This window comes from Streptomyces spongiicola (assembly GCF_003122365.1).
GTDB lineage: Bacteria > Actinomycetota > Actinomycetes > Streptomycetales > Streptomycetaceae > Streptomyces > Streptomyces spongiicola.
In genome coordinates this window covers 1702586-1722565 of sequence record NZ_CP029254.1, presented here as the reverse complement: position 1 = coordinate 1722565, position 19980 = coordinate 1702586, and the positions used below count along the sequence as shown (strand labels likewise).

At 73.6% G+C, this 19980-nt stretch carries 22 protein-coding genes; 6 read left to right on the top strand and 16 right to left on the bottom strand.

Annotated features, from left to right (window positions below):
* The first annotated feature begins 55 nt into the window (after positions 1-55).
* The 3 genes from DDQ41_RS07425 (at position 56) to DDQ41_RS07415 (ending at position 3041) form a co-directional block, all read left to right on the top strand.
* Entirely contained in the window at positions 56-619 is a 564-nt protein-coding gene (locus DDQ41_RS07425) for a MarR family winged helix-turn-helix transcriptional regulator (protein WP_245990939.1), read from the top strand.
* 308 nt (positions 620-927) lie between these two features.
* Complete coding sequence (locus DDQ41_RS07420) at positions 928-1974, top strand: hypothetical protein (protein WP_262508382.1); 1047 nt, start codon at positions 928-930, stop codon at positions 1972-1974.
* Between the two features lie 59 nt (positions 1975-2033).
* Positions 2034-3041 carry a beta-ketoacyl-ACP synthase 3 gene (locus tag DDQ41_RS07415; RefSeq protein WP_109293764.1) on the top strand — a complete coding sequence of 336 codons (1008 nt, stop codon included), beginning with the start codon at positions 2034-2036 and terminating at the stop codon, positions 3039-3041.
* Positions 3042-3609: 568 nt separating this feature from the next.
* Here the strand turns inward: DDQ41_RS07415 and DDQ41_RS07410 are convergent.
* The 5 genes from DDQ41_RS07410 to DDQ41_RS07390 all read right to left on the bottom strand — a co-directional run bounded on the left by DDQ41_RS07410 (position 3610) and on the right by DDQ41_RS07390 (position 6794).
* A complete protein-coding gene (locus DDQ41_RS07410; protein ID WP_109293763.1) occupies positions 3610-3927 on the bottom strand; it encodes an antibiotic biosynthesis monooxygenase family protein in 318 nt (105 codons plus the stop codon).
* Entirely contained in the window at positions 3924-4241 is a 318-nt protein-coding gene (locus DDQ41_RS07405) for an antibiotic biosynthesis monooxygenase family protein (protein ID WP_245990944.1), read from the bottom strand. The genes DDQ41_RS07410 and DDQ41_RS07405 overlap by 4 nt, the downstream gene beginning before the upstream one ends.
* A 1-nt stretch (position 4242) precedes the next feature.
* Complete coding sequence (locus tag DDQ41_RS07400) at positions 4243-4992, bottom strand: SDR family NAD(P)-dependent oxidoreductase (protein ID WP_109293761.1); 750 nt, start codon at positions 4990-4992, stop codon at positions 4243-4245.
* Between the two features lie 194 nt (positions 4993-5186).
* Positions 5187-6254, bottom strand: coding sequence for a methyltransferase (locus DDQ41_RS07395; RefSeq protein WP_109297594.1), 1068 nt, complete (start codon positions 6252-6254; stop codon positions 5187-5189).
* Positions 6255-6326: 72 nt separating this feature from the next.
* Positions 6327-6794 (bottom strand): anthrone oxygenase family protein, encoded by a 468-nt coding sequence (locus DDQ41_RS07390; RefSeq protein ID WP_245990947.1) that lies wholly within the window; start codon positions 6792-6794, stop codon positions 6327-6329.
* Positions 6795-7031: 237 nt separating this feature from the next.
* Between DDQ41_RS07390 and DDQ41_RS07385 the strand changes: the two genes are divergently transcribed.
* Positions 7032-7478: a DUF1772 domain-containing protein gene (locus DDQ41_RS07385; RefSeq protein WP_109293759.1), complete on the top strand. Its 447-nt coding sequence runs from the start codon at positions 7032-7034 to the stop codon at positions 7476-7478.
* A 32-nt stretch (positions 7479-7510) separates the two neighbouring features.
* Complete coding sequence (locus DDQ41_RS07380) at positions 7511-8251, top strand: SchA/CurD-like domain-containing protein (protein WP_109293758.1); 741 nt, start codon at positions 7511-7513, stop codon at positions 8249-8251.
* Positions 8252-8330: 79 nt separating this feature from the next.
* Here DDQ41_RS07380 and DDQ41_RS07375 read toward each other — a convergent pair whose 3' ends face one another.
* The 10 genes from DDQ41_RS07375 to DDQ41_RS07330 all read right to left on the bottom strand — a co-directional run bounded on the left by DDQ41_RS07375 (position 8331) and on the right by DDQ41_RS07330 (position 16069).
* A complete protein-coding gene (locus tag DDQ41_RS07375; protein WP_109293757.1) occupies positions 8331-8765 on the bottom strand; it encodes an SCP2 sterol-binding domain-containing protein in 435 nt (144 codons plus the stop codon).
* Complete coding sequence (locus DDQ41_RS07370) at positions 8762-9136, bottom strand: antibiotic biosynthesis monooxygenase family protein (protein WP_109293756.1); 375 nt, start codon at positions 9134-9136, stop codon at positions 8762-8764. The genes DDQ41_RS07375 and DDQ41_RS07370 overlap by 4 nt, the downstream gene beginning before the upstream one ends.
* Positions 9133-9603 carry an SRPBCC family protein gene (locus DDQ41_RS07365; protein WP_109293755.1) on the bottom strand — a complete coding sequence of 157 codons (471 nt, stop codon included), beginning with the start codon at positions 9601-9603 and terminating at the stop codon, positions 9133-9135. The genes DDQ41_RS07370 and DDQ41_RS07365 overlap by 4 nt, the downstream gene beginning before the upstream one ends.
* 1 nt (position 9604) lies before the next feature.
* Positions 9605-9856: an acyl carrier protein gene (locus DDQ41_RS07360; protein WP_109293754.1), complete on the bottom strand. Its 252-nt coding sequence runs from the start codon at positions 9854-9856 to the stop codon at positions 9605-9607.
* A 363-nt stretch (positions 9857-10219) separates the two neighbouring features.
* Positions 10220-11431 carry a ketosynthase chain-length factor gene (locus DDQ41_RS07355; RefSeq protein WP_109293753.1) on the bottom strand — a complete coding sequence of 404 codons (1212 nt, stop codon included), beginning with the start codon at positions 11429-11431 and terminating at the stop codon, positions 10220-10222.
* Positions 11428-12693: a beta-ketoacyl-[acyl-carrier-protein] synthase family protein gene (locus DDQ41_RS07350; RefSeq protein ID WP_109293752.1), complete on the bottom strand. Its 1266-nt coding sequence runs from the start codon at positions 12691-12693 to the stop codon at positions 11428-11430. The genes DDQ41_RS07355 and DDQ41_RS07350 overlap by 4 nt, the downstream gene beginning before the upstream one ends.
* Positions 12675-13115, bottom strand: a complete 441-nt coding sequence (locus DDQ41_RS07345) for a cupin domain-containing protein (RefSeq protein WP_109293751.1) — start codon at positions 13113-13115, stop codon at positions 12675-12677. Before DDQ41_RS07345 ends, DDQ41_RS07350 begins: the two co-directional genes overlap by 19 nt.
* 69 nt (positions 13116-13184) lie before the next feature.
* On the bottom strand, positions 13185-13505 hold the full coding sequence (locus tag DDQ41_RS07340) for a TcmI family type II polyketide cyclase (RefSeq protein ID WP_109293750.1): 321 nt from the start codon (positions 13503-13505) through the stop codon (positions 13185-13187).
* Positions 13506-13626: 121 nt separating this feature from the next.
* Positions 13627-15318: a peptide MFS transporter gene (locus DDQ41_RS07335; protein ID WP_262508381.1), complete on the bottom strand. Its 1692-nt coding sequence runs from the start codon at positions 15316-15318 to the stop codon at positions 13627-13629.
* A gap of 10 nt (positions 15319-15328) precedes the next feature.
* Positions 15329-16069, bottom strand: coding sequence for an SDR family oxidoreductase (locus tag DDQ41_RS07330; RefSeq protein ID WP_109293749.1), 741 nt, complete (start codon positions 16067-16069; stop codon positions 15329-15331).
* Between the two features lie 107 nt (positions 16070-16176).
* On the opposite strand from DDQ41_RS07330, the gene DDQ41_RS07325 reads away from it, so the two are divergent.
* On the top strand, positions 16177-18939 hold the full coding sequence (locus DDQ41_RS07325; RefSeq protein ID WP_109293748.1) for a multicopper oxidase domain-containing protein: 2763 nt from the start codon (positions 16177-16179) through the stop codon (positions 18937-18939).
* On the opposite strand, the gene DDQ41_RS07320 is transcribed toward DDQ41_RS07325, so the two are convergent.
* On the bottom strand, positions 18900-19940 hold the full coding sequence (locus DDQ41_RS07320) for an acyltransferase domain-containing protein (RefSeq protein ID WP_167450241.1): 1041 nt from the start codon (positions 19938-19940) through the stop codon (positions 18900-18902). The two genes, DDQ41_RS07325 and DDQ41_RS07320, sit on opposite strands and share 40 nt — an antisense overlap.
* Positions 19941-19980: the final 40 nt, after the last annotated feature.

Here is a 19980-nt window from a genome sequence, read left to right as displayed (position 1 = left end):
ATGGTGCCACACCCGGAAATGTCCCGTCCAGTCACATGCGGGTAACCTGGAAAAGGTGAGCACCTCAGACCCGATCCAGAAGAGGAGCCGTCCCCGGGGCGGCCCGGAGAAGAGCGGCCCGGAGAAGAGCGGCCCGGAGAAGAGCGGCGCCGCGGACCCGGCCGTGCTCGACGCCGTCGAGCTGGCGATGATCCGCATCCGCCGCAGGCAGTCCCGGCGGAGCCTGGCCAGGCCCGTCGTCAGGGGCATGGCGGAGCCGGTCGACCTCAACACCCTCGCCGTCGTGGACGCGGTCGACGAGGGCGCCGGCGAGGACGGGCGGGACGTCACCGTGGGGTTCGTGGCGGACCGGCTCGCCATCGACCCGTCGCGGGCCAGCCGGATCGTCGCCGACGCGGTCAGGTCCGGCTTCGTCCGGCGGGTCGCCTCACAGGAGGACGGCCGGCGCAGCTGCCTGGAACTCACCGCGGCCGGCCGGGACGCCGTGGCGGCGGCGCATATCACCCGGCAGCGCTTCTACTCCGCCGTGCTCGACGGCTGGAGCGGCGAGGAGCAGCGGGATTTCGCGCGGCTGCTCACCAAGTTCGTGCACTGCCTGGACGACGCCGACCGGGCCTGAGCCCGTACGCCCGGGCCTGAGCCCGTTCGCCCTGGCCCGTACACGCCGACCGCGCCTGGGCCCGTTTACCCCGGCCCGGGCCCGGGCCCGTACACGCCGACCGGGCTGAGCCCGTACCCGCCGATCTGTCCGATCCCGTACACGCCGGCCCCGGTCTGATCCGTACACGCCGGTTGGCGGTCCACCGGCCTTCGAGCCGCCTTCGAGGCCGCCCGGTGACGCTGATCGCGCCATGACCCCGCTACCGACGGCGCATCAGAGCCCCGCAGCCGTGGGGCGCACGCGCCTGTCCACGAGGAGGCGCGACGGTGACCACCACAGACCGGACCGATCAGCTGCGAGCCGCCGGGGAGGCAGGCGAGGCCCGCCCGCCCGCCAGGGCCACCCGCCCCACCCGTGCCGGGGCCGCGGCACTCGCCCGCCCCCCGGCAGCCGTCGGCTGGGCCTACGCCATGGTGATCGCGGCGACACTCGCCGCGATCGCGAGCAACGTCTTCGAGATCGCCCACCAGGTGGAGACCGGTGTCGCCGGCGCCTCGACCACCGGCGACCTGGTGCTGACCATCGCGTTCTGCGCGCTGTTCGGCTTCTTCGCCGAGATGCTGCGGGCGGGCCGCCAGTGGGGCCGGGTGATGCTCACCGTGTTCACCGCCCTGGGCCTGCTCTTCACCGGCCTCGGCCTCGCGGGACTCGGCGGGCGGCCGCTGGTGGGTCCGCTCCAGGCGAGCCTCGCCGTCGCCAGCCTGGTGCCCTCCGTCGCCGGACTCGTCCTGCTCTACGTCCCCTCCGTCAACCGGTGGATGGCGGAGGGCCGCGACCGCGACCGGATGATCTCGCAGCGCCTCCGCAAGGCGGTCCTCACCGCGCATGTCGCCATCTCGGTCGGCTGGCTGGGACTGGTGACCGGGATGTTCGCCATGTCGGTGGCCGGCGCCACCACGAGCAGCGCCGAGCAGCAGGCCGCGATGTACCGCACCATGTCCATGCTCGACGAGATCTTCCTCGGAATGACCAGCATGTTCGCCCTCATCACCGGGATCGTCGTGGGGGCCGGTACCAAGTGGGGCCTGCTGCAACGCAAATGGGTCGCCGTCAAGTTCTTCACCACGATGGGCGTCATGCTGCTCGGCTTCGCCGTCATCCACCAGCTGATCCTCAGGGCGAACGAACTGGTCGACGAGCAGGCCCCGGTACGCGGCGGCGAACTGGACACCGTCGGCTGGTCCATGTCCGGCGCCTCGGCCCTCGCCCTGCTCAGCCTCGTCTTCATGACGGCCGTGTCCACCTACAAGCCCTGGGGGCCCACCCGCCGCGGCCGCCGGAATCCGGCCGCCGCCAGGACCACGGCCCGCTGACCCCTCGCGGCACACGGCCCCCGATACGGATCGAACGCCCCGAAAGGACCCCCGGCACCATGACGACGACCACGATCCAGGACACCCGGGTCCTGCGTCACAGCAGACTCCTGGGAGTCGGTGCGTACCGACCCGAGAGGTCCGTGCCCAACGCCGAGATCGCCGACCGCACCGGCCTCGACCCCGACTGGATCGAGAGCCGCTCGGGCATACGCTCCCGCCGCTACGCCTCCCCGGAGGAGACCCTGCCCGCGATGGCGACCGCCGCCGCCGAGAAGGCACTCGCCGCCGCGGGCGTCGGCCCCGACCGGATCGGTGCGGTCATCGTGGCGACCATCACCTCGATGGAGCAGATGCCCGCCGTGGCCGTCGAGGTCGCGCACCGGCTGGGGGCCCGGGAGGCCGCCGCCTTCGACGTCTCGGCGGCCTGTGCGGGCTTCTGCCACGCGCTGGCGCTGGCGAGCGACCTGGTGCGGATGGCCCGCACCGACCACGTCCTGGTGATCGGCGCGGAGCGGATGACGGACATCCTCGACCACTCGGACCGGGACACCGCGTTCCTCTTCGCCGACGGCGCCGGTGCGGTGGTCGTCGGCCCGTCGGACGAACCGGGCGTCGGCCCCGTGGTGTGGCGGGCCGACGGATCCCGCAACGCGGCCCTCAAGATGACCTCGCCCTGGCACGACGGCAGCGGCGTACGGCCCGGCGACCGGCCCGCCATCACCATGGCGGGCTGGAAGGTCTACCGCTGGGCGACGACCGAACTCGTCCCCGCCACCCGGCGGATGCTCGACCTCGCGGGCGTCACCGTCGACCGGCTCGACGCCTTCATCCCCCATCAGGCCAACATGCTGATCACCGACTTCGTCGTCGGGGAGCTGGGGCTGGGCGAACGGACCGCGGTCGCCCGTGACATCACCGCCAGCGGCAACAGCTCCGCGGCGTCCATACCCCTCGCGATGGACGAACTGCTGTCCTCGGGCCGGGCGCCCAGCGGCGGCCTCGCACTCCTCGTCGGGTTCGGCGCCGGACTGGTCTACGCGGGCCAGGTCGTACGCCTTCCCTGACGGCCGGTCCGCGGCGCGCCGCTGCGGGCACCCGGCGGCCGGCCCCCTCCGGCCCCCGGGTGCCCGCCGCCGTGCGTGCGGCCGGGGACGGGACGCCGGGTACGCGACCGCTCCCGTGTGCGTGCGGCCGGGGACGGGACGCCGGGTACGCGACCGCTCCCGTGTGCGCGCGGCCGGGTAGCCGTCCGGCTGCCGGGCGCGTCCTGCCGGGTGTGCCTACAGGTGTGTCTACGGGCGTGCCGCCGTGTGTGCGTGGGCGGCCGGGGCCGGGGTGCCGGGTGCCCGGCTCCCCGCCGCCGGGGGCGCGCGGCCCGTCTGCCCGTCGCCGGACGTCCGCCGCCGACTGCCCGTCGCCTCGGCCGTGTGCGCGGCCCGGCGTGCCGCCGGCTGCCCGTCGCCGGGTGCCCGGCTCCCCGTGTGCGCGCCGCCTCGGCCGTGTGCGCCCCCCCGGCGTGTGCCGCCGGACGCCCGCCGGGCGCACGCCCGAAGACCGCGCAGACGGCTGTGCCGTGGAGAGCGACCGCTCTCCACGGCACAGCGCTGCCGGGCGCCCGGCGGATGTGCCGGGTCAGTACTCCGCGCCCACCTCGAACAGGGCGAAGGGGCTGCGGCGTTCGGAGTCCTGGTAGGGGCGCAGCGGGGAGGTCGTCCCGCGGTGCGCCGAGCCGGCCTCCCAGCCGCGGAAGGCGGCCATGCTCTCCCACTCGCTGAGCACCGCGTAGGCACCCCGGTCCGTGACCTCGCGCAGCAGCTCGTTGCCCAGCAGGCCCGGGGTTCCCGCGAGGTCCCGGCTGATCCGGTGGTACGCCTCCTCGACCGCGGGCACGTCCTGCTGCGAGGCCCGCAGGTACAGCAGGACCCGGACCCGCCCCGGCGCCCCGCTCATCCCGCGACCTCCACCAGGTGCATCGTCGCGAGCGAACCGCCCGTGCGGTACGGGTGCAGCTTCTCGCGGTGCCGCACATGCTCCGGGCTGCGCTCGAAGCCGAGGAACGACTCCCGGTCCGTCCAGTCGCTCACCACGTAGTAGACGGAGCCCTCACCGTCCCCGGCGCCGCGCGCCAGGGTGTGGCCCAGGTTCGCCGGCTGGGCGGTGACCTCCTTGCCGCCCTCCGCCCAGACCTTCTCGAAGTCCGCCTCCATACCCGGTCTGACCTGCACGGTCAGCAGTACCCGGAACGTTCCGGACCGCTCGGTCACCTCAGACACCCCCGTCGACGTGCAGGGTCTCGCCGTTGACATAGGTGGACAGCTCGCTCGCGAGGAACAGCACCGCCCCCGCGATCTCCTCCGGGCGCCCGAACCGCCCCAGCGCCATCATGCGCAGATAGCGCTCGTTGTACGCCGCGCGCTGCTCGTCGGTGAGTTCGTCGGGCTCCGAGGTGTCGATGACGCCGGGAGCGACGACGTTGAAGCGGATGCCCTTGCCGCCGAGTTCCTTGCACAGCGAACGGGTGAGCCCGACGAGGCCCGCCTTGGACGCGGTGTAGTGCCCGCGCAGCGGGATGCCCGCCATGGCGCCGCGGGATCCGATGTTGATCACCGAGGAGCCCTCGCGCAGCAGCGGGAGCGCCTTGCTGATCACCATGAAGGGGCCGGTGAGATTGGTGGTGACCACCCTCTCCCACTCCTCGAACGGCAGCTGGGCGAAGGGTATCTGGCTGATGACCCCCGCGTTGTTGACCAGTACGTCCAGCGACTCGAACCGGTCCCGGCACTCCCGCAGCAGCAGTTCCGCTCCCTCCGCGGTTCCCACGTCGGCGCGCACCAGCGCGTGCTCGCCGCCGATCTCCTTCAGTTCGCGGTTGAGGCTGTCCACCGCCTCGCCGTCCTGCCGGTAGCAGGTCACCACGGTGGCGCCGGCCTTGGCCAGCGCCAGCACGACCGCCCGCCCGATACCTCGGCTTCCGCCGGTGACCAGCGCGTTCTTGCCGACCAGTTGGAGTTCCATGCCAATCCTCCGTCTTCTCGCGACCGTGGTCGCGGGTGCAGGTCCGTCCCGTTCCCGGGGTCCGCGGGCCCCGGCCAGGCCAGCCGGGCCCTTGGGGCCCTTCAGGCCGGCCGGGCACGTCGAGCCCGTCGCTTCGCCGGTTCGTTGCTCGGTCGCTTCGTCGCTTCGTCGCTTCGCCGCTTCGCCGGTTCCGTTCAGCGGGTCCCCGGGACGGGGCGGCATTCGAGAACCGCCCAGCGCCCGGCGACCGGCTCGTTCACCAGCTCGAAGCCGGCGGTCGCGAGCAGCGCCCGCCACTGCTCCTCCGAGCGCTCGCGTCCGCCGAAGCGGATGAGCATGTCCAGATCGAGGAGCTTCCCCCGGTCCCATTCGTTGGCCGGGCCGACCAGGAACTCGCAGACCAGCAGGCGCCCTTCGGGGCGGCCGGCGAGGGCCTCGCGGACCCGGCCGAGGATCGCGGCAGCCCGCTCGTCGTCCCAGTCGTGCAGCACCGCCTTCAGGACATAGGCGTCGCGGCCCCGCGGCAGCTCGCCGAAGAAGTCACCGGGTACCACCTCCACGCGGTCCGTGACTCCCGCCTCGTCGAACAGCCTGTGCGCCTCCTCCACCACCGCCGGGCGGTCGACGAGAGTGCCGCGCATCCGCGGGTGGCGCCCGAGGAGTTCGGCGAGGAACCAGCCCCGGCCGCCGCCGACGTCGGCGATCCGGCCGAAGCGCCCGAAGTCGAAGCCGTCGAGCAGCATCCGGGCCGTGGCCCTGCTCATCCCGGTCATCGCCCGGTCGAACAGGGCTCCGGCCCGAGGGTCCTGTTCCAGGTGCTCGAAGAACCCGTGCCCGTAGGCGGCCTCGAAGGCCGGCTGCCCGGTGCGCACCGTGTGCATCAGCTGGCCGTAGGAGCGCCACAGCATCTCGTCGCCGTTGTAGAGCACCATGTCCCGCTGGCTGCCGGGCACGTCGGAGCGCAGGGCCTCGCCGACGTCGTTGAGGGTGTACCTTCCGTCCGGCCGCTCGGCGAACACCCCGAAGGCGGCGGCGACGCGCAGCACGCGGCCCAGGGAGTCTCCGTGGGTGCCGGTCCGCTCGGCCAGTTCCGGCACCGTGAGCGGGCCGCCGGCCAGTTCGTCGGCGATGCCCAGTTCGGCGAGCACGTGCAGCACCCGGGATATCCGTTTGCCGTCCGTCAGCAGCAGAAGCCGTACGTGCGGCGGCAGCGCGGCGGTGATCGCCGGGCCCACCACACCGGTCACGGTGTCCACGGTCATGGTGTCCACACCTTCTTTCAGGCCGGGGGTCGGGGGTCGGGGGATGGGGGACGGGGGACGGGGGATGGAGCGTCAGAGGAGTACGGCGGTGCAGGCGACGTTCGCCAGCAGCGCCGCGACGGCGAGCGCGCCCCGGACGCGGTTCCAGCGGATCCAGCGCTCGCGCGGGTCCAGGCGCTCGAAGTCCGCGGGCAGCCGCTGCGGGTCGAGCGTCGACAGCCAGCGGTTGATCGGCACGTTCTTGGTGAGCGACACGGTCATGGCGGCGGCCAGCAGCAGTGCCCCCAGAGCCGCGAGCAGCCGTACGGCGGTCACCGGGGCGGTGGCGGCCAGGGCAACGTCGCACAGCAGGCAGCTGAGCAGCGAGATGGGCATGAACGGGTCGAACCGGGTGACGAGCCCCTTGTGCACCGGGACGTACATCCCGGTGGACAGCGTGGTGAACAGGGGTGCCGCGAGCACGGAGACGGCGAGGCCCCCGGCCGCGAGACCGCCTGCGAGCAGCGCCGCGGGCATCAGTATCTGCACCGGTTCCACCACGATCCACCTTCCCGGACCTCCCGCCGCACGTCGCGGCGGGACCACTGCCCCGACTGTCGGAGCAGCAGGTCGAAGCGGACTCGAAGACGGCTCGACCACCGGGGGACGACTCCGCGGGGAGCCCGGCGGGCAGCCGGCCGGCCGCGCGGCCGCGCAGGCCGTCGAGCGCCCCTCCACAGCGAATCGAGCAGGCGGCGGCAACGTGGCGTGCACATCCAACCTGGATTGGGAGTCGTGATGCTTGAGGAAGTGCTGAGCGGGGTCGTGCTGATCGGGACAGGGACCGTCACGGGGATCTTCGTGGCCGTCCTGGTCAGCGTGGCGCCCGCCATGTCGGCGATGGGGCGTGCCGAGTACCTGCGGGCCCATGCCCTGCTGGGCAGGGGCTACCACCCGCTGATGCCGATCCTGGTCAACGTCGTGACCCTCTGCGGACTCGCGCTCGGCTGGCTCGCCGAGGGGCCGGGCCGGGCACTGTTCCCGCTGGCCTCCGTACTGCTCGTCGGGGTCCAGGCGGTCTCGCACCTCGGGAACGTGCCGATCAACCGCTCGCTGAGCGCTCTCGGCGAGAACGGCCCCTGGCAGGACCCGAGGCCCCGGTGGCGCGCCTGGCACCGACTGCGCACGGCGCTCGCCGGACTCGCCCTCACCGCGGTCACGGTCGCGGTGCTCGCCACCCCCTGAAGTCCAGCCGACGTTCCCGAGGAGGAACCGCCATGCCATTGGACGCCATCACCTACCGCGTCCGCCCCGGACATGAGGACGAGCTGACCGAGGTCTTCTCGCCGCACAACTTCACCCGGGTCGATTCACCGGTGATCAGGGACGAAGCGGGTGAGACCGTCGGGATGCTCCTGGGTACCGGCCTGTTCGTCCAGGGGGACACCCTGGTCAGGGTGATCCACCACGACGGGGTCAGCGCCGCCAGAGTCGCCCGTCACATGTCGGTGCAGAAGGGGGTGCACGAGGCGGAGCGGGCCATCCTGCCCTATCTCGCCGAGCCGCGCGACACCGAGACCCCCGAGGGCTTCCGGCGGCACTTCCACCGCAGTCTCATGACCGTGCTGGAGCAGCACAGCCCCGACGAGCGGCCGGCGGCGGGCACCGTCGCCCTCCGCCTTCCGCTGCGCCCGGGGGCGGGTGCGGAGCTGGCCCAGGCACGCGCCACCGCCAACCGCAAGGCGTCCCTGCTCCTCTCGGACGACCATGCGACGATCGTCCGCACGGCGCTGTTCCTGCACGTGGACGCTCTGGTCCGGGTGATCCAATACGACGGCCACCCCTATGACGTCGTCGGCTACCTGACGGACCGCTGCTTCGGCCAGGACGCCGACGCGTGGCTGGAGCCCTACCTCGAGAACAGCCGGCGGCCCGTGCACCCGGACGCGTATCTGACCCTCGTCCACGAACAGGCCATGCTGTCGATCGCTCACATGTCCGTCCTGGGGGTCGACTGACGCCGGCCGCCGCCGCCCGTCCGGGACCGGACCGCCGCCGGGCCCTCGGGTTCGGCGGCGGTTCCGAGTCTCCCCCTCCTCACACCTCCGGGTGGTCGAACCACTCGCCGAGCCTGGTGCCCATCAGCGGGCTGCCGCGCAGCTTCAGCTTCCCGGTCAGGAACGCCTTGGCGCCGGGGAGTTTGCCGACACCCATCGCCAGCATGTCCGGGAACCTGATCCCGATGGTGATGTCCGGACTCCCGTGCAGCCCCTTGTCGGTCCGGCAGACGCCGTCCTCCACGTGCACGTAGTGGAGCTTCTGCCCCTCGGCGGAGGCGATGTCGAACTGGAAGACGCCCTTCTCCCCCTTCGCCTTGACGGGGTTGAACTCCGACACCAGCAGCTCGAATATCAGCTTGAGCGCCCCGTCCAGGCCGCCTTCCCGCTGCGCCACGGCCGCTTCCAGCTGCCTGGACGGGACCGACTCGACGATGTCGACGAGTTCGGCCACCTGCTCCTGCTGCACACTCATCCGGTCCTCCTGGAGGTCGTGGTCTCGGGATGTCGGGGTCGCGGTCCGGCCGTCCGGGCCGGCGACAGTTCGTGGAGCGGTTCGAGGAGCTGCATCTCGCCGCCCGCGCGCATCGGCCAGAGCCGGCGGAGGTAGGCCTGCTGCTCGGCACTGCGCTCGAAGGCCCGGAAGGACGGCTCGTCCGTCCAGTCCGTGAGTACGGTGTACGTGCCCTCCTCCCCGCTCAGCCTCAGCAGCTGCTGACCGTGGTTGGCGGGGAAGCCGCGGACGGTCTCGGCGTGATCCCGCCACAGCTGCTCGAACTCCGCCTCCCGCCCCGGCGCGATGCGGATACGGAGCAGAACGCGCAGCCCGGGTACCGAGGGCGTCACGGCCGCACCGCCGCGGCCCGTTCCGCGGCGGCCTTCTCCACCAGCGCCTTGATCCGCCGCATCTCCCGCCGGGTGTTGGTGTTCAGCCGGTCGGTCATCTCCTCCTCGCCGAAGGGCAGTCCGGACCGGACGGTGAACTCCTGCCGCCAGCGCATCTCGACACCTCCGTCGGTCGCGGTGTACGTCCAGAAGATGTCCATGTGCTCGAAGGGCCCGGTCTCGATCCGCCGCGCCCGCACGGTCCGGGTGTCCGGGTCGGGCGTGCGCTCGGAGACCCAGCTCCACACCCTGCCGTCCTCGTCGGGGTGGAGCGTGAGCCGGAACCGGACGGTGCTCCCGTCGCGGCCGAGGATCTCGGCCCCGGCGTACTCCGAGAACAGCTGCGGCCAGGACCCGACGTCGTTGGTCATCTCCCAGACCAGTTCCATGGGCGCGTCGATGACGACGGTGTTGTCGGTGAGGGCCATGTCAGACCGCCGCGAGGCCGGTGTTGACGTAGTCGATCACGCTCTGGGGCGAGGTCATGTCCTCGATGGCCTCGTCCGGTATCTGCAGGCCGTACTCCCGCTGGATCTGGCTGGCGATCTCCAGCACGGCGAGCGAGTCGTAGCCGAGGTCGGTGAAGGCGGTGCCGAGGTGGTCCTCGGTGAGCTCCTCGATGTCACCGGTGCACCTGCCCATGATCGCCTTGAGGTCGCCGAAGGTCATGCTGCTGCTCATCTCTTCCTCCTTGGGATGTGCCTGCGAGGGTGCGCGCGTGCACGGGTGAACGGGTGAACGGGTGAACGGGTGAAGGGGTACGGGTGCATGCGAGGGCGCGCGGGTGCGCGGGTTCGGGGCGAGTCGTGCGCGGGTCGTGGGCGAGGGCACGGACTGGGGGACTGGGGACTCGGGGACTGGGAACCGGTGACCGGCGGACCGACGGTCGGACTGGGGGACTGGGGGACTTGGGGACGGGCGGACTTGGGGGACTGGGGGACGGGTCGTGGCGGGGAAGCGCCCTGGACGCGGTGCCGCCGGTGGCCGGGGGCCGGGACCGGGGCCGGGGGCCGGTGGATGCCGCGGTGGTCGCGGACCGGGCCGTCACACGGTCCGCAGGACGACGGCGGCGTTGAAACCCCCGTAGCCACGGGACAGGACGAGCGCGCTTCGCAGGCGCGCCTCGCGCGGCCGGTCCGTCACCATGTCGAGCCGATGCTCCGGGTCCGGGCGGACGTTGACCGACGGCGGGATCACCTGGTCGCGCAGCGCGAGGACCGCGGCCGCCGTGTCGAGTGCCGCGCCACCCGCGTAGAGTCGGCCGGTCATCGTCTTGGGTACCGTCACCGGCACCGCACGCGGACCGAAGACCGCGGTGATCGCCTCGGACTCCTGACGGTCCAGTTCCGGCACGCCGTAGCCGTCGGCGAAGACCACGTCGATGTCCGACGGCGCCGCTCCGGCGTCGGCCAGGGCGCGTTCGGCGGCCCGCCGGAGCCCGGGCGGGCGGCCCGAGCCGGGACGGGGATCGAAGGTGGCCGCGTAGCCGGCGATCTCGGCGTAGATCCGCGCCGCGTCCCGGGCACGGGCGTCGTCACGGCCCTCCACGACGAGGATCGCACCGCCCTCCCCCGGCACGTAGCCGCTCGCGGTGCGGTCGAACGGCGTGTACGCGCGGTCCGGGCGCGGCTCCTCGCTCAGCCTGCCGTTGGAGAGCTGGCAGACCAGCCCGTAAGGGGACAGCGAGGCGTCGGTGCCCCCGGAGACCACCAGCCGGGTGCCCTTGGCGAGGACCCGACGGGCCTGCGCCAGCACGTCCAGTCCGCCGGCCTGCTCCGAGCACAGCACGCCGCACGGCCCGCGCATGCCGTGCCGGATGGACAACTGACCGGTGGTCGCGGCGTAGAACCAGGCGATGGCCATGTACGCGCCCACCGCCTGCGGCCCCTCGGCGTACAGCTTCTGCAGCTCCCGCTGGCCGAACTCGACCCCGCCCGAGGAGTTGGCGGTGATGACGGCCATCTCCAGGTCGGTGAGCGCGTCCGGGGCCACGGCCGCGTCGGCCAGCGCCTCGTTGGTGGCGGCGAAGGCGTACTGGGTCATGGCGTCGGTCTCGCTGACGAGGCGCTGCGGCGCGTGGTCGGCCGGGTCGAAGCCGGTGGCCTCGCCCGCGACCCGCACCGGGTAGCGGCCGGGGTCGAACCGGCTGATCCGGCCGAGGCCGGACTTCCCGTCCAGGGTCGCCTGCCACCACGCCTCGCGGTCCAGCCCGTTGGGCGCGACGACGCCCAGCCCGGTGATGACGGGGGCGCTCACGGGATCCTCCTCGGTGAGGTGAGCACCATGGCGCTCTGGAACCCGCCGAAACCGCTGCCGACGCTGAGCACGACGTCGAGTTCCGCCTCGCGGGCGGTGCCCGGCACATAGTCAAGGTCGCATTCCGGGTCCGGCTCCTCGTAGTTGGCCGTGGGCGGGATGGCGCCGCGGTCGATCGCCAGCGCGCTGGCGGCGATCTCGATCGAGCCGATCGAGCCCAGCGAGTGGCCGACCATGGACTTGATGGAGCTGATCGGGACGCGGTAGGCGTGCTCGCCGAGGCTCCGCTTGTAGGCGGCGGTCTCGTGGCGGTCGTTCTGCCTGGTGCCGCTGCCGTGGGCGTTGGCGTAGTCGACCTCGTCCGGATTGATCCGGGCCTCGTCGAGCGCGGCGGTGATCGCCTCGCCCATCTCCCGCCCGTCGGGGCGCAGCCCCGTCATGTGGTAGCCGTTGGCGCGGGCCGAGTAGCCGGCGACCTCGCAGTAGACCCGGGCGCCCCGGCGGCGGGCGTGCTCCAGCTCCTCGATCACGAAGACCGCCGAGCCCTCGCCCAGTACCAGCCCGTTGCGCCGCCGGTCGAACGGGCGGCAGGCGTGCTCCGGGTCGTCGTTGCTGGTGGAGGAGGCCCTCAGGGTGTCGAAGCAGGACACGGTGATCGGGTAGATCGGGGCGTCGGTCGCACCGGCGACCATCACGTCGGCCGAACCCTCGCGGATGAGGTCGACCGCGTAGCCGACGGCGTCGATGCCCGCGCAGCAGCCCGAACTCACCACGGTCGCCGGTCCCTCGGCCCCGGCGGCCCACGCCACCTCGGTCGCCAGCGAACTGGACATCACATACGAGTAGAGATGCGGCTTCATATAGCCCTGGTCGACCAGCCATTCGCGGCCGTTGTCGCTGACCGTGCGGTACTCCTGCTCCATGGAGATGGCGTTGCCGACGCCGTTGCCGACGCTCACGCCGACCCGGTGCGGGTCCTGCCCGTCCGGGTCGAGCCCGCTGTCGGCCAGCGCCTCCCGTGTCGCGACCAGGGCGAACCGGCCGGCCCGGTCCGTGCGCCGGATCTCCTGGTAGGACAGCCCGGCCCGCTCGGGATCGAAGTCGCACTCCGCCCCGATGCGGCTGCGGAACGGCGCCGGGTCGAACAGGGTGATGCGCCGGGTCGCCGTCCGGCCCTTGACGATCATCTCCCAGAACGCCTCCCGGCCGGGCTGCCCCGGGGCGACGACCCCGATGCCGGTGATCACTGCGCGCGGGGCCATGTCACCTCCCCCACCTCGGGCAGGGTGCCCTCGCCGGGCAGGGGCTCGCAGTCGACGTGGCCGAGTTCGGGCCTCGGGGCGAGGGGGCTGAGGAAGAAGGCCACGAACGCCTGCTCGCCGCCCGGGTTCTCGATGCGGTGCCGCACGCCGATCGGGACCATGAAGGACTCGCCGGGCTCCAGCAGGAGCTCGCGGCCCTCCACCCGGATCAGGACCGTCCCGCGGACGGCGTGGAAGAACTCCTCGGAGTGCGGGTGGTAGTGCTCGGAGACGAACTCGCCGGGCTCCAGGGTGCCCACGCCCATGAACCCCGAGGTCGCTCCGCAGGTCTTGGGGCTGAGCAGGACGCGCAGATCGCCTCCGCGCTTGCGGTTCGGCGGCACGTCGTCGATGGCGACCTTGGTCAGGTCGGTGGTCTGCATAGGTGCTCCACAGGTGGGGACGGAATTCCCGGACCGGATCGCGGGACGCGGGACGGTGCGGCGGACGTCTCAGGGGGTCCAGGTGTAGAAGGGCTCGGCCATGGAGTCCTTCGGCTCCCGCCAGGAGGGGTCGTACGGCGTCATGAACTCCTGGAGCCGGGTGTTGACGTCCTGGTAGAGCGGGTGGCTGCGGGCCTGGTAGAGACGGCCGCCGATCGGCTCCTCCGCTTCCACCAGGTGGAAGTACAGGCCGTGGAAGCGGAAGAGGGTGCGCCGCTGGACCCCGATCATGTGCGGCAGACCGGTCGCGTCGGACTCGGCGAAGAGCGCGGCCACCTTCTCCGCGTCGTCGTGGTCCATCCGCGCGACGATGAGTGTGCGATGAGCCATGGGTACTCCTTCGGATGGCGCCCGGAGCGGTCGGGCTTGCGGCGGGTCCGTGAGCGGTCGGGCCTGCCGGTTTCCGATGCTGGACATGACGGCTTGAGAGCGAGTCCAGACCAACTCGACGTCAGATTTGAGCCGTCCCCTGGCTGGTTCCCTGGCTGGTTCCCTGGCCGGCTCCCTGGCCGGCTCCTGGGCCGGCTCCAGGGTCGGTCCCCTGACCGGTTCCCGGGCCGGTCGCCCCCGCGCTCTCCCCGCCGCCCTCCCGGCCCGCTTCCCCGGGGGTGTCCCGGTCCGCTTCCCCGGCGGTGTCCCGGCCGGCCGTCCGGGTCGCCCCGCCGGCGGCCGCGCGGGACAGCAGCGACGCCGTGACGACGGCAGCGGCGGCGAATCCCGCCAGATAGACCCACAGCGGCAGAACGCCCACCAGATGGGAGAGCTGACCGCCGAGGCCGGCCCCCAGCGCGGCACCCAGATAGAAGAGGCCCATCATGCGGCTGCGGTGCCCCTCGGGTGCCGTCTCCGCCGTGGCGCTCAGCCCGACCGGTCCGAACACCAGCTCGCCGCAGGACATCCAGAGGAACGCGCCCAGCAGCCAGACGGCGGACACCTTCATCTCGCCGCCCTCCGCGAACCACGCCCCGGTCGCGAGGACGGCGAACCCGGCCGCCGCGCACAGCAGTCCGGCGGAGAACTTCCGCAGCACTCCCGCCCCGCCCCCGATCCGCAGCCACAGCCAGGCGAAGAGCGGGGCCAGTATCAGCAGGAAGAGCGGGTGCGCGGACTGGAACCAGCTCGCGGGAACGGTGAATCCGGCGATCCCGCGATCGGTGTGCTCCCGCGCGAACAGACTGAAGACCGAGCCGAGCTGGCCGTACATCGCCCAGAACAGCACCGACGGCACGAAGATCCGCCGGTACCCGCGAACGCGCGCACGCTCCGCCTCCCCGAGGTCCGCCCCGCGCAGCAGGCGCCGGAAGTACCAGACGGGGGCCGCGAGCGACGCCAGCCCGCACAGCGCGAGCACAGGGTGCAGCGGCAGCCCGCCCACCGACCAGACCCCCGCGGCGAGCAGCACCGCACCCGCCAGTGCCGCCCAGGCGCCCCGCACCAGCCGGCGCAGCTCCGCGGGCGGGAGCGGCCGGCTGGGCCCGGTCCGCGCCCCGCGCAGGGTCGGTGCACCATGCAGGTACTGGATTACGCCGAAGACCATCCCGACCGCGGCGGCGCCGAAACCCAGGTGCCAGTCGACGCGTTCGCCCAGGGCGCCGGTGACCAGCGGGCCGATCAGGGCACTGACCTGGATGCTCATATAGAAGAGGGAGAACGCGGCCTGGCGCTGCGCGCTGCCGGCCCCGGGGTTCATCTGGTCGAACATGACCGGCAGGTTGGGCTTGAGCAGCCCCGTCCCGCACGCCACCAGCAGCAGGCCGAGATAGAAGGTGGAGCGCGCCGGGACGGCCATGCAGGCATGGCCGGCCGCGATCACCAGGGCCCCGCCCAGCATCGCCCGGTGCGTGCCGAGCACCCGGTCACCGAGCCAGCCTCCGGGCATGGCGGCCAGGAACGAGGCGGAGACGTAGAGCCCGAAGAGTGCGCCGGCCGTGCCGGCGGACAAGCCGAGACCGCCCTCCGCCCGCGGAGCGGTCGCGTAGAGGAAGAGCAGCGCCTGCATCCCGTAGAAGCTGAACCGCTCCCACATGTCGGTCATGAAGAGGGTGCTGAACCAGCGCTCCCGGAACAGCGCACGCACCGGGGCGCGGCCGCCCGGCGGCCGGGCCGCCGCGCCGGACGGCACACCGTGCGAGGTCACGTCCACGTCCGCCCCCTCACAGGGATATCCCGCCGTCGATCTGCACCACCTGGCCGGTGATGTAGTCGGCGGCGTCCGACAGCAGGAACGCGACCAGTTCGGCGACCGACGCGGCGGTGCCGAAGCGGCCCATGGCGACCTTTCCCACAGCCGCCGCACGGGCCCTGTCCGGCATGCCGTCGAGCATGTCGGTGTCGATGAAGCCGGGTGCCACCGCGTTGACCCGCACGCCGTAGGGGGCGACCTCCTTGGCGAGCGCCCGGGTGAGGCCGTTCAGCCCCGCCTTGGCCGTGGCGTAGTTCGTCTGCCCCGGGTTCCCGTACACCCCGATGACGGACGAGACGTTCACCACGGCGCCGGCCCGGCGGGTGATCAGGCCCCGTACCACCGCACGGCAGACGTTGAACGTCCCGTCCAGGCTGGTGCCGACCACGGAGTGCCAGTCGTGCGGCGACATCAGCGCCATCGGGCGGTCCCGCAGCACACCCGCGGAGTTGACCACCGCGTGCGGCGCTCCCAGCTTCTCCTCGACCTCACCGGTGAAAGCGCGGACCGCCTCCGCGTCGGTGACGTCGCAGACGGCGTGGTGGACGGCCGCCCCGGCTCCGGCGACGAGACGGGCCGTCTCCAGGGCCTCCCCGTCCGCGGAGCGGGAGCAGAAACCGATGTCGTATCCCGCCCGCGCGAGCCGGACCGCGACCGCGCGGCCGATCCCCCTCGACCCGCCGGTCACCAGCGCACATCGTCTCTCCCGCATCCCGTCTCCCCTTCGACGCGCCCCGGCCGGGGCGACTGCCGCGGCCGCGGCGAGCATCGTCCAGCGGCCTCGAGGCAGGCTCGAAGGGCGCACGTCACGCTGCACACATGGTGGAGAACCTCTTCGAGCAGAACCTGCTGTGGGCGGTCCTGGCCGCGGTCTTCTGGGGATTCGCCGCGCGCGGCGCCCGGAGCCTGGCGACCCGCGGCACGGCGCGGTCGATCCGGCGCAGGGCCCGGCTGGGCCTCGTCCTGCTGTCCGTCTCCCTGCTGGTGCTCACGCTGCGGGTCGCCCTCGCCGCCGCCCTCGCCCTGGCCGCGGGGTGGACGGCCGCCGCCGACTTCGTGCTGTTCGCGGCCGTGCCCCTGGTCCTGGCGGGTGTGGCCGCGGGAACGCTCGCCCTGCCGGCGTACCGGCGGCTCGCGGCACGCACGGCACCGGCTGCGGAAGCCCCCGCGGCACCGGAGATCGCGGACGGGGCGCCCGCGGCGGTGCCCACGGCCGCGTCCGGCCCGCCGCGGGGCCCCGCACCGGCACAGCGGGAGGCCGCGCGGGCGGAGGGGCGGGTGCCGGCGCCCCCCGCGCGCTCAGCCGGCTCCACGCCCGGAGACCCGGGCGCATCGGACGACCACGCGTCCGGGGGTGACCGGGCCCCCGTGCGGGACCGGGGGACCGCGCGGGGCGGCGCGTCCGGACGGGACGGCGGGTCCACGAGGGAAAGCCGGTCCGGGTGTGACGGGACGCCCGCGCAGGGCCGGGCTTCCGTGCGGGACCGGAACTCCGCCGGGGAAAGCGCGTCCGTGCGGGACCGGGCTTCGGTGCGGGACCGGGGGACCGCGCGGGGCGGCGCGTCCGGACGGGACGGCGGGTCCACGAGGGAATGCCGGTCCGGGTGTGACGGGACGCCCGCGCAGGGCCGGGCTTCCGTACCGGACCGGGCTTCCGTGCGGGACCGGAACTCCGCCGGGGAAAGCGCGTCCGTGCAGGACCGGGGGTCCGCCCGGGACCGGACGCCCGTGCGGGACCGGTCCGGGGCCGGCCTGGACGAGCTGCGCCGCGCCGCCGCCGACCCCCGGCTCGTGGTGCCCGTCCGGTCCTGCTTCGCCGCGTCCCTCGCCGCCGCGGCCCTCACCCTGCATCCGCCCGCCCCGCCCTACGCCGGCCTGCTCGTACTCGAACTGGCCGTGCTGGCCGTGGCCGCCGGCGCACTGCTGCTGCTCCAGCAGCGGCGCCTGGCCGCCCTGGAGGCACCCGGCCTGCGGGCGCCGTCCACGGCCGGGAGACTGCTGCGCTCGACCGCGGTCGCGACGGCGGTCGCGGTGCTCGCCGCGGGCGGCTGCACCCTCGCCGCGCAGCAGAGCCGGCTGCCGGGCCGGATGGGCGACTCCCACCACCGGCACGCCTACGACACCGGCGGAGGCCCGGCGGCTGGGCGGGCCCCGGCCCGCGACCTCGCCGCACTCACCGGTCCCCGGACCGGCACACCCGACCGGCGCTTCACACTGACCGCGACGGAGCGCTCCCTGCGCCTGGCATCGGGGGAGAGGGTGGCCGCGCTCGCCTTCAACGGGCGGCTCCCCGGCCCCGAACTCCGTGTGCGCAGGGGCGAGCTGGTGGAGGTGGTCCTGGTCAACCAGGACGTCGAGGAAGGAGTCACCGTGCACTGGCACGGTGTCGACGTCCCGGTCGCCGAGGACGGCGTGGCCGGTGTCACCCAGGACGCGGTACGGCCCGGAGGGCGCCATGTGTACCGCTTCCGCCCGCCCCGCGCGGGCACCTTCTGGTACCACTCGCACCAGCAGTCCGGCACCGCGGTGCGGCGGGGCCTGTTCGGTGCGCTGATCGTGGAGGAGCCGGCGGAGCGCCCGGTGGGCGTCGACCGTACCGTCGTCGCCCACGCATGGCCCGTCGAGGGCGCGGCCGGTGGCGGGGGCGCCCCCGCCGGGCCCCACGGACCCGGAGGGGTGATGCGCACCGCGCTGGGAGACGACACCCGCCTGCGTCGCGAGAAGGTGCCCGAGGGCACCCCGGTCCGGCTGCGCCTGGTCAACGCCGACAACTGCCCCCGTACCTACTCGCTCGCCGGGGCCCCCTTCCGGGTCGCCGCGATCGACGGCAACGACGTGTCGGGCCCCACCGCACTCGAAGGCGAGCGGCTGCTGATCGCGGGTGGCGGCCGGTTCGACGTGGTCTTCCGCCAGCCCGCCGGGCCGGTGCACCTGACCGTGTCGGGTGACGCCAACGCCTCCGGTGCCGGTGGCGGCTTCGAGGGCTGCGGCGAGGACGGCGCGTACGGCACGGGCCGGGTGCAGACGGCGTCGCTCCTGATGGACCCGAGCGGCACCGCCGCCCCGCCGCCGCCCGCCGACGGCCCGCTCTTCGACCCCCTGCGCTACGGTTCGCCCGCGTCCGCCCCCTTCGGCCCCGGCACCGCCTACGACCGCGACTTCCATCTGGTCCTCGGCAACAGCCTCGGGTTCTTCGACGGCCGCCCCATGCTGATGTGGACCGTCAACAACGCCGTCTACCCGGACGTCCCCGCGCTGCTCGTGCGCGAGGGGGACCGGGTGCGCACCGCGTTCGTCAACCGGAGCCTCGACGACCACCCCATGCACCTGCACGGCCACCGCATGCTCGTGCTGTCCCGGGACGGCGAGCGGGCGACCGGCAGCCCCTGGTGGACCGACACCCTGAACGTCGCACCAGGTGAGCGGTACGAGGTCGCCTTCCGCGCCGACAACCCCGGCCTGTGGATGGACCACTGCCACAACCTGGACCACGCCCGGGACGGCATGGTGCTGCACCTGGCCTACGACGGGGTGAGCAGCCCCTACGAGGCGGGCAGGTCGACCGGCAACCTGCCCGAGTGACCTGCGGCGCCCCCGGCCGGGCCCGCCCCGGCCGGCAGGCGTGCGCGCGCCTCGCGGACGCTCCGCCGGTCCGCCTCGGGGCCCATCGCCCGGGGCGGCAGCGTGGCGACCACCTCGCTGCGGCCGGTGCGCACCGCCCCGTGCCCCCGGGCGATCACGGCGAGGCTCTGCGACGGCCCGGCCTCGACGAGGAGCCGGCCGCCCGCCGCCAGTACCCGCTCAAGCGTCGGCCAGAAGAGGACGGGAGCGGTCGGCTGGCCCGCCCAGAACGCCGGGCGCACCGCGTCCTCCCGGCCGAGGAGCCGTGTGGTGTAGGCGGAGTACAGCGGTGTACGGGGCGGCGCGGGCCGAAGCCGGCGGATCAGGGCCTCGGCCGGGGCGACGAGCGGCGCCAGCGCCGGGCTGTGGTAGGGGCTGCGGGCGGCGAGCCGCCGGCAGGTCCGGCCGTCCGCCGCCAGCCTGCGCGCCACCGCCCGCAGCGGTGCCTCCGGGCCCGAAAGCACCGTGTGCCGGGGCCCGTTCACCGCGCCGACCACCACCCCGCCGCCCAGGTATCCGGCCAGCTCCCGGGGTGCGGCGGCGACCGCGAGCATCCCTCCCGGCGGGGTCGCGCGCTGCAACCGGACGCGCTCCCACAGCAGCCGTACCGCGTCCTCCAGGGTGAACACCCCGGCGAGGACCGCCGCGGTGAACTCGCCCATGCTGTGCCCGAGATACGCGTCGGGGCGCACCCCCCAGCTCTCGACCAGGCGCCCCATGGCGTAGTTGACGGCGAACAGCAGGGGCGCGGACCGGGTGTCGGAGTCCATCGGCTCCACCGGGTCCGGCGCCAGCCAGTCCGCCCGGGCGGCCTCGCCGTCCGGGCCGAGCAGCCCGAGTACCGCGTCAACGGCTTCGGTGAAGACCGGCTCGTGCCCGTAGAGCCCGGCCGCCATCTGCGGATGCTGCGCCCCCGTCCCCGGGAACATCAGGACGACGGAGCGGCGGTGAGGAAGTGTCATGGCAGCAGGCTGGACCGGCGGGATCGAGCCGTCCTCCACC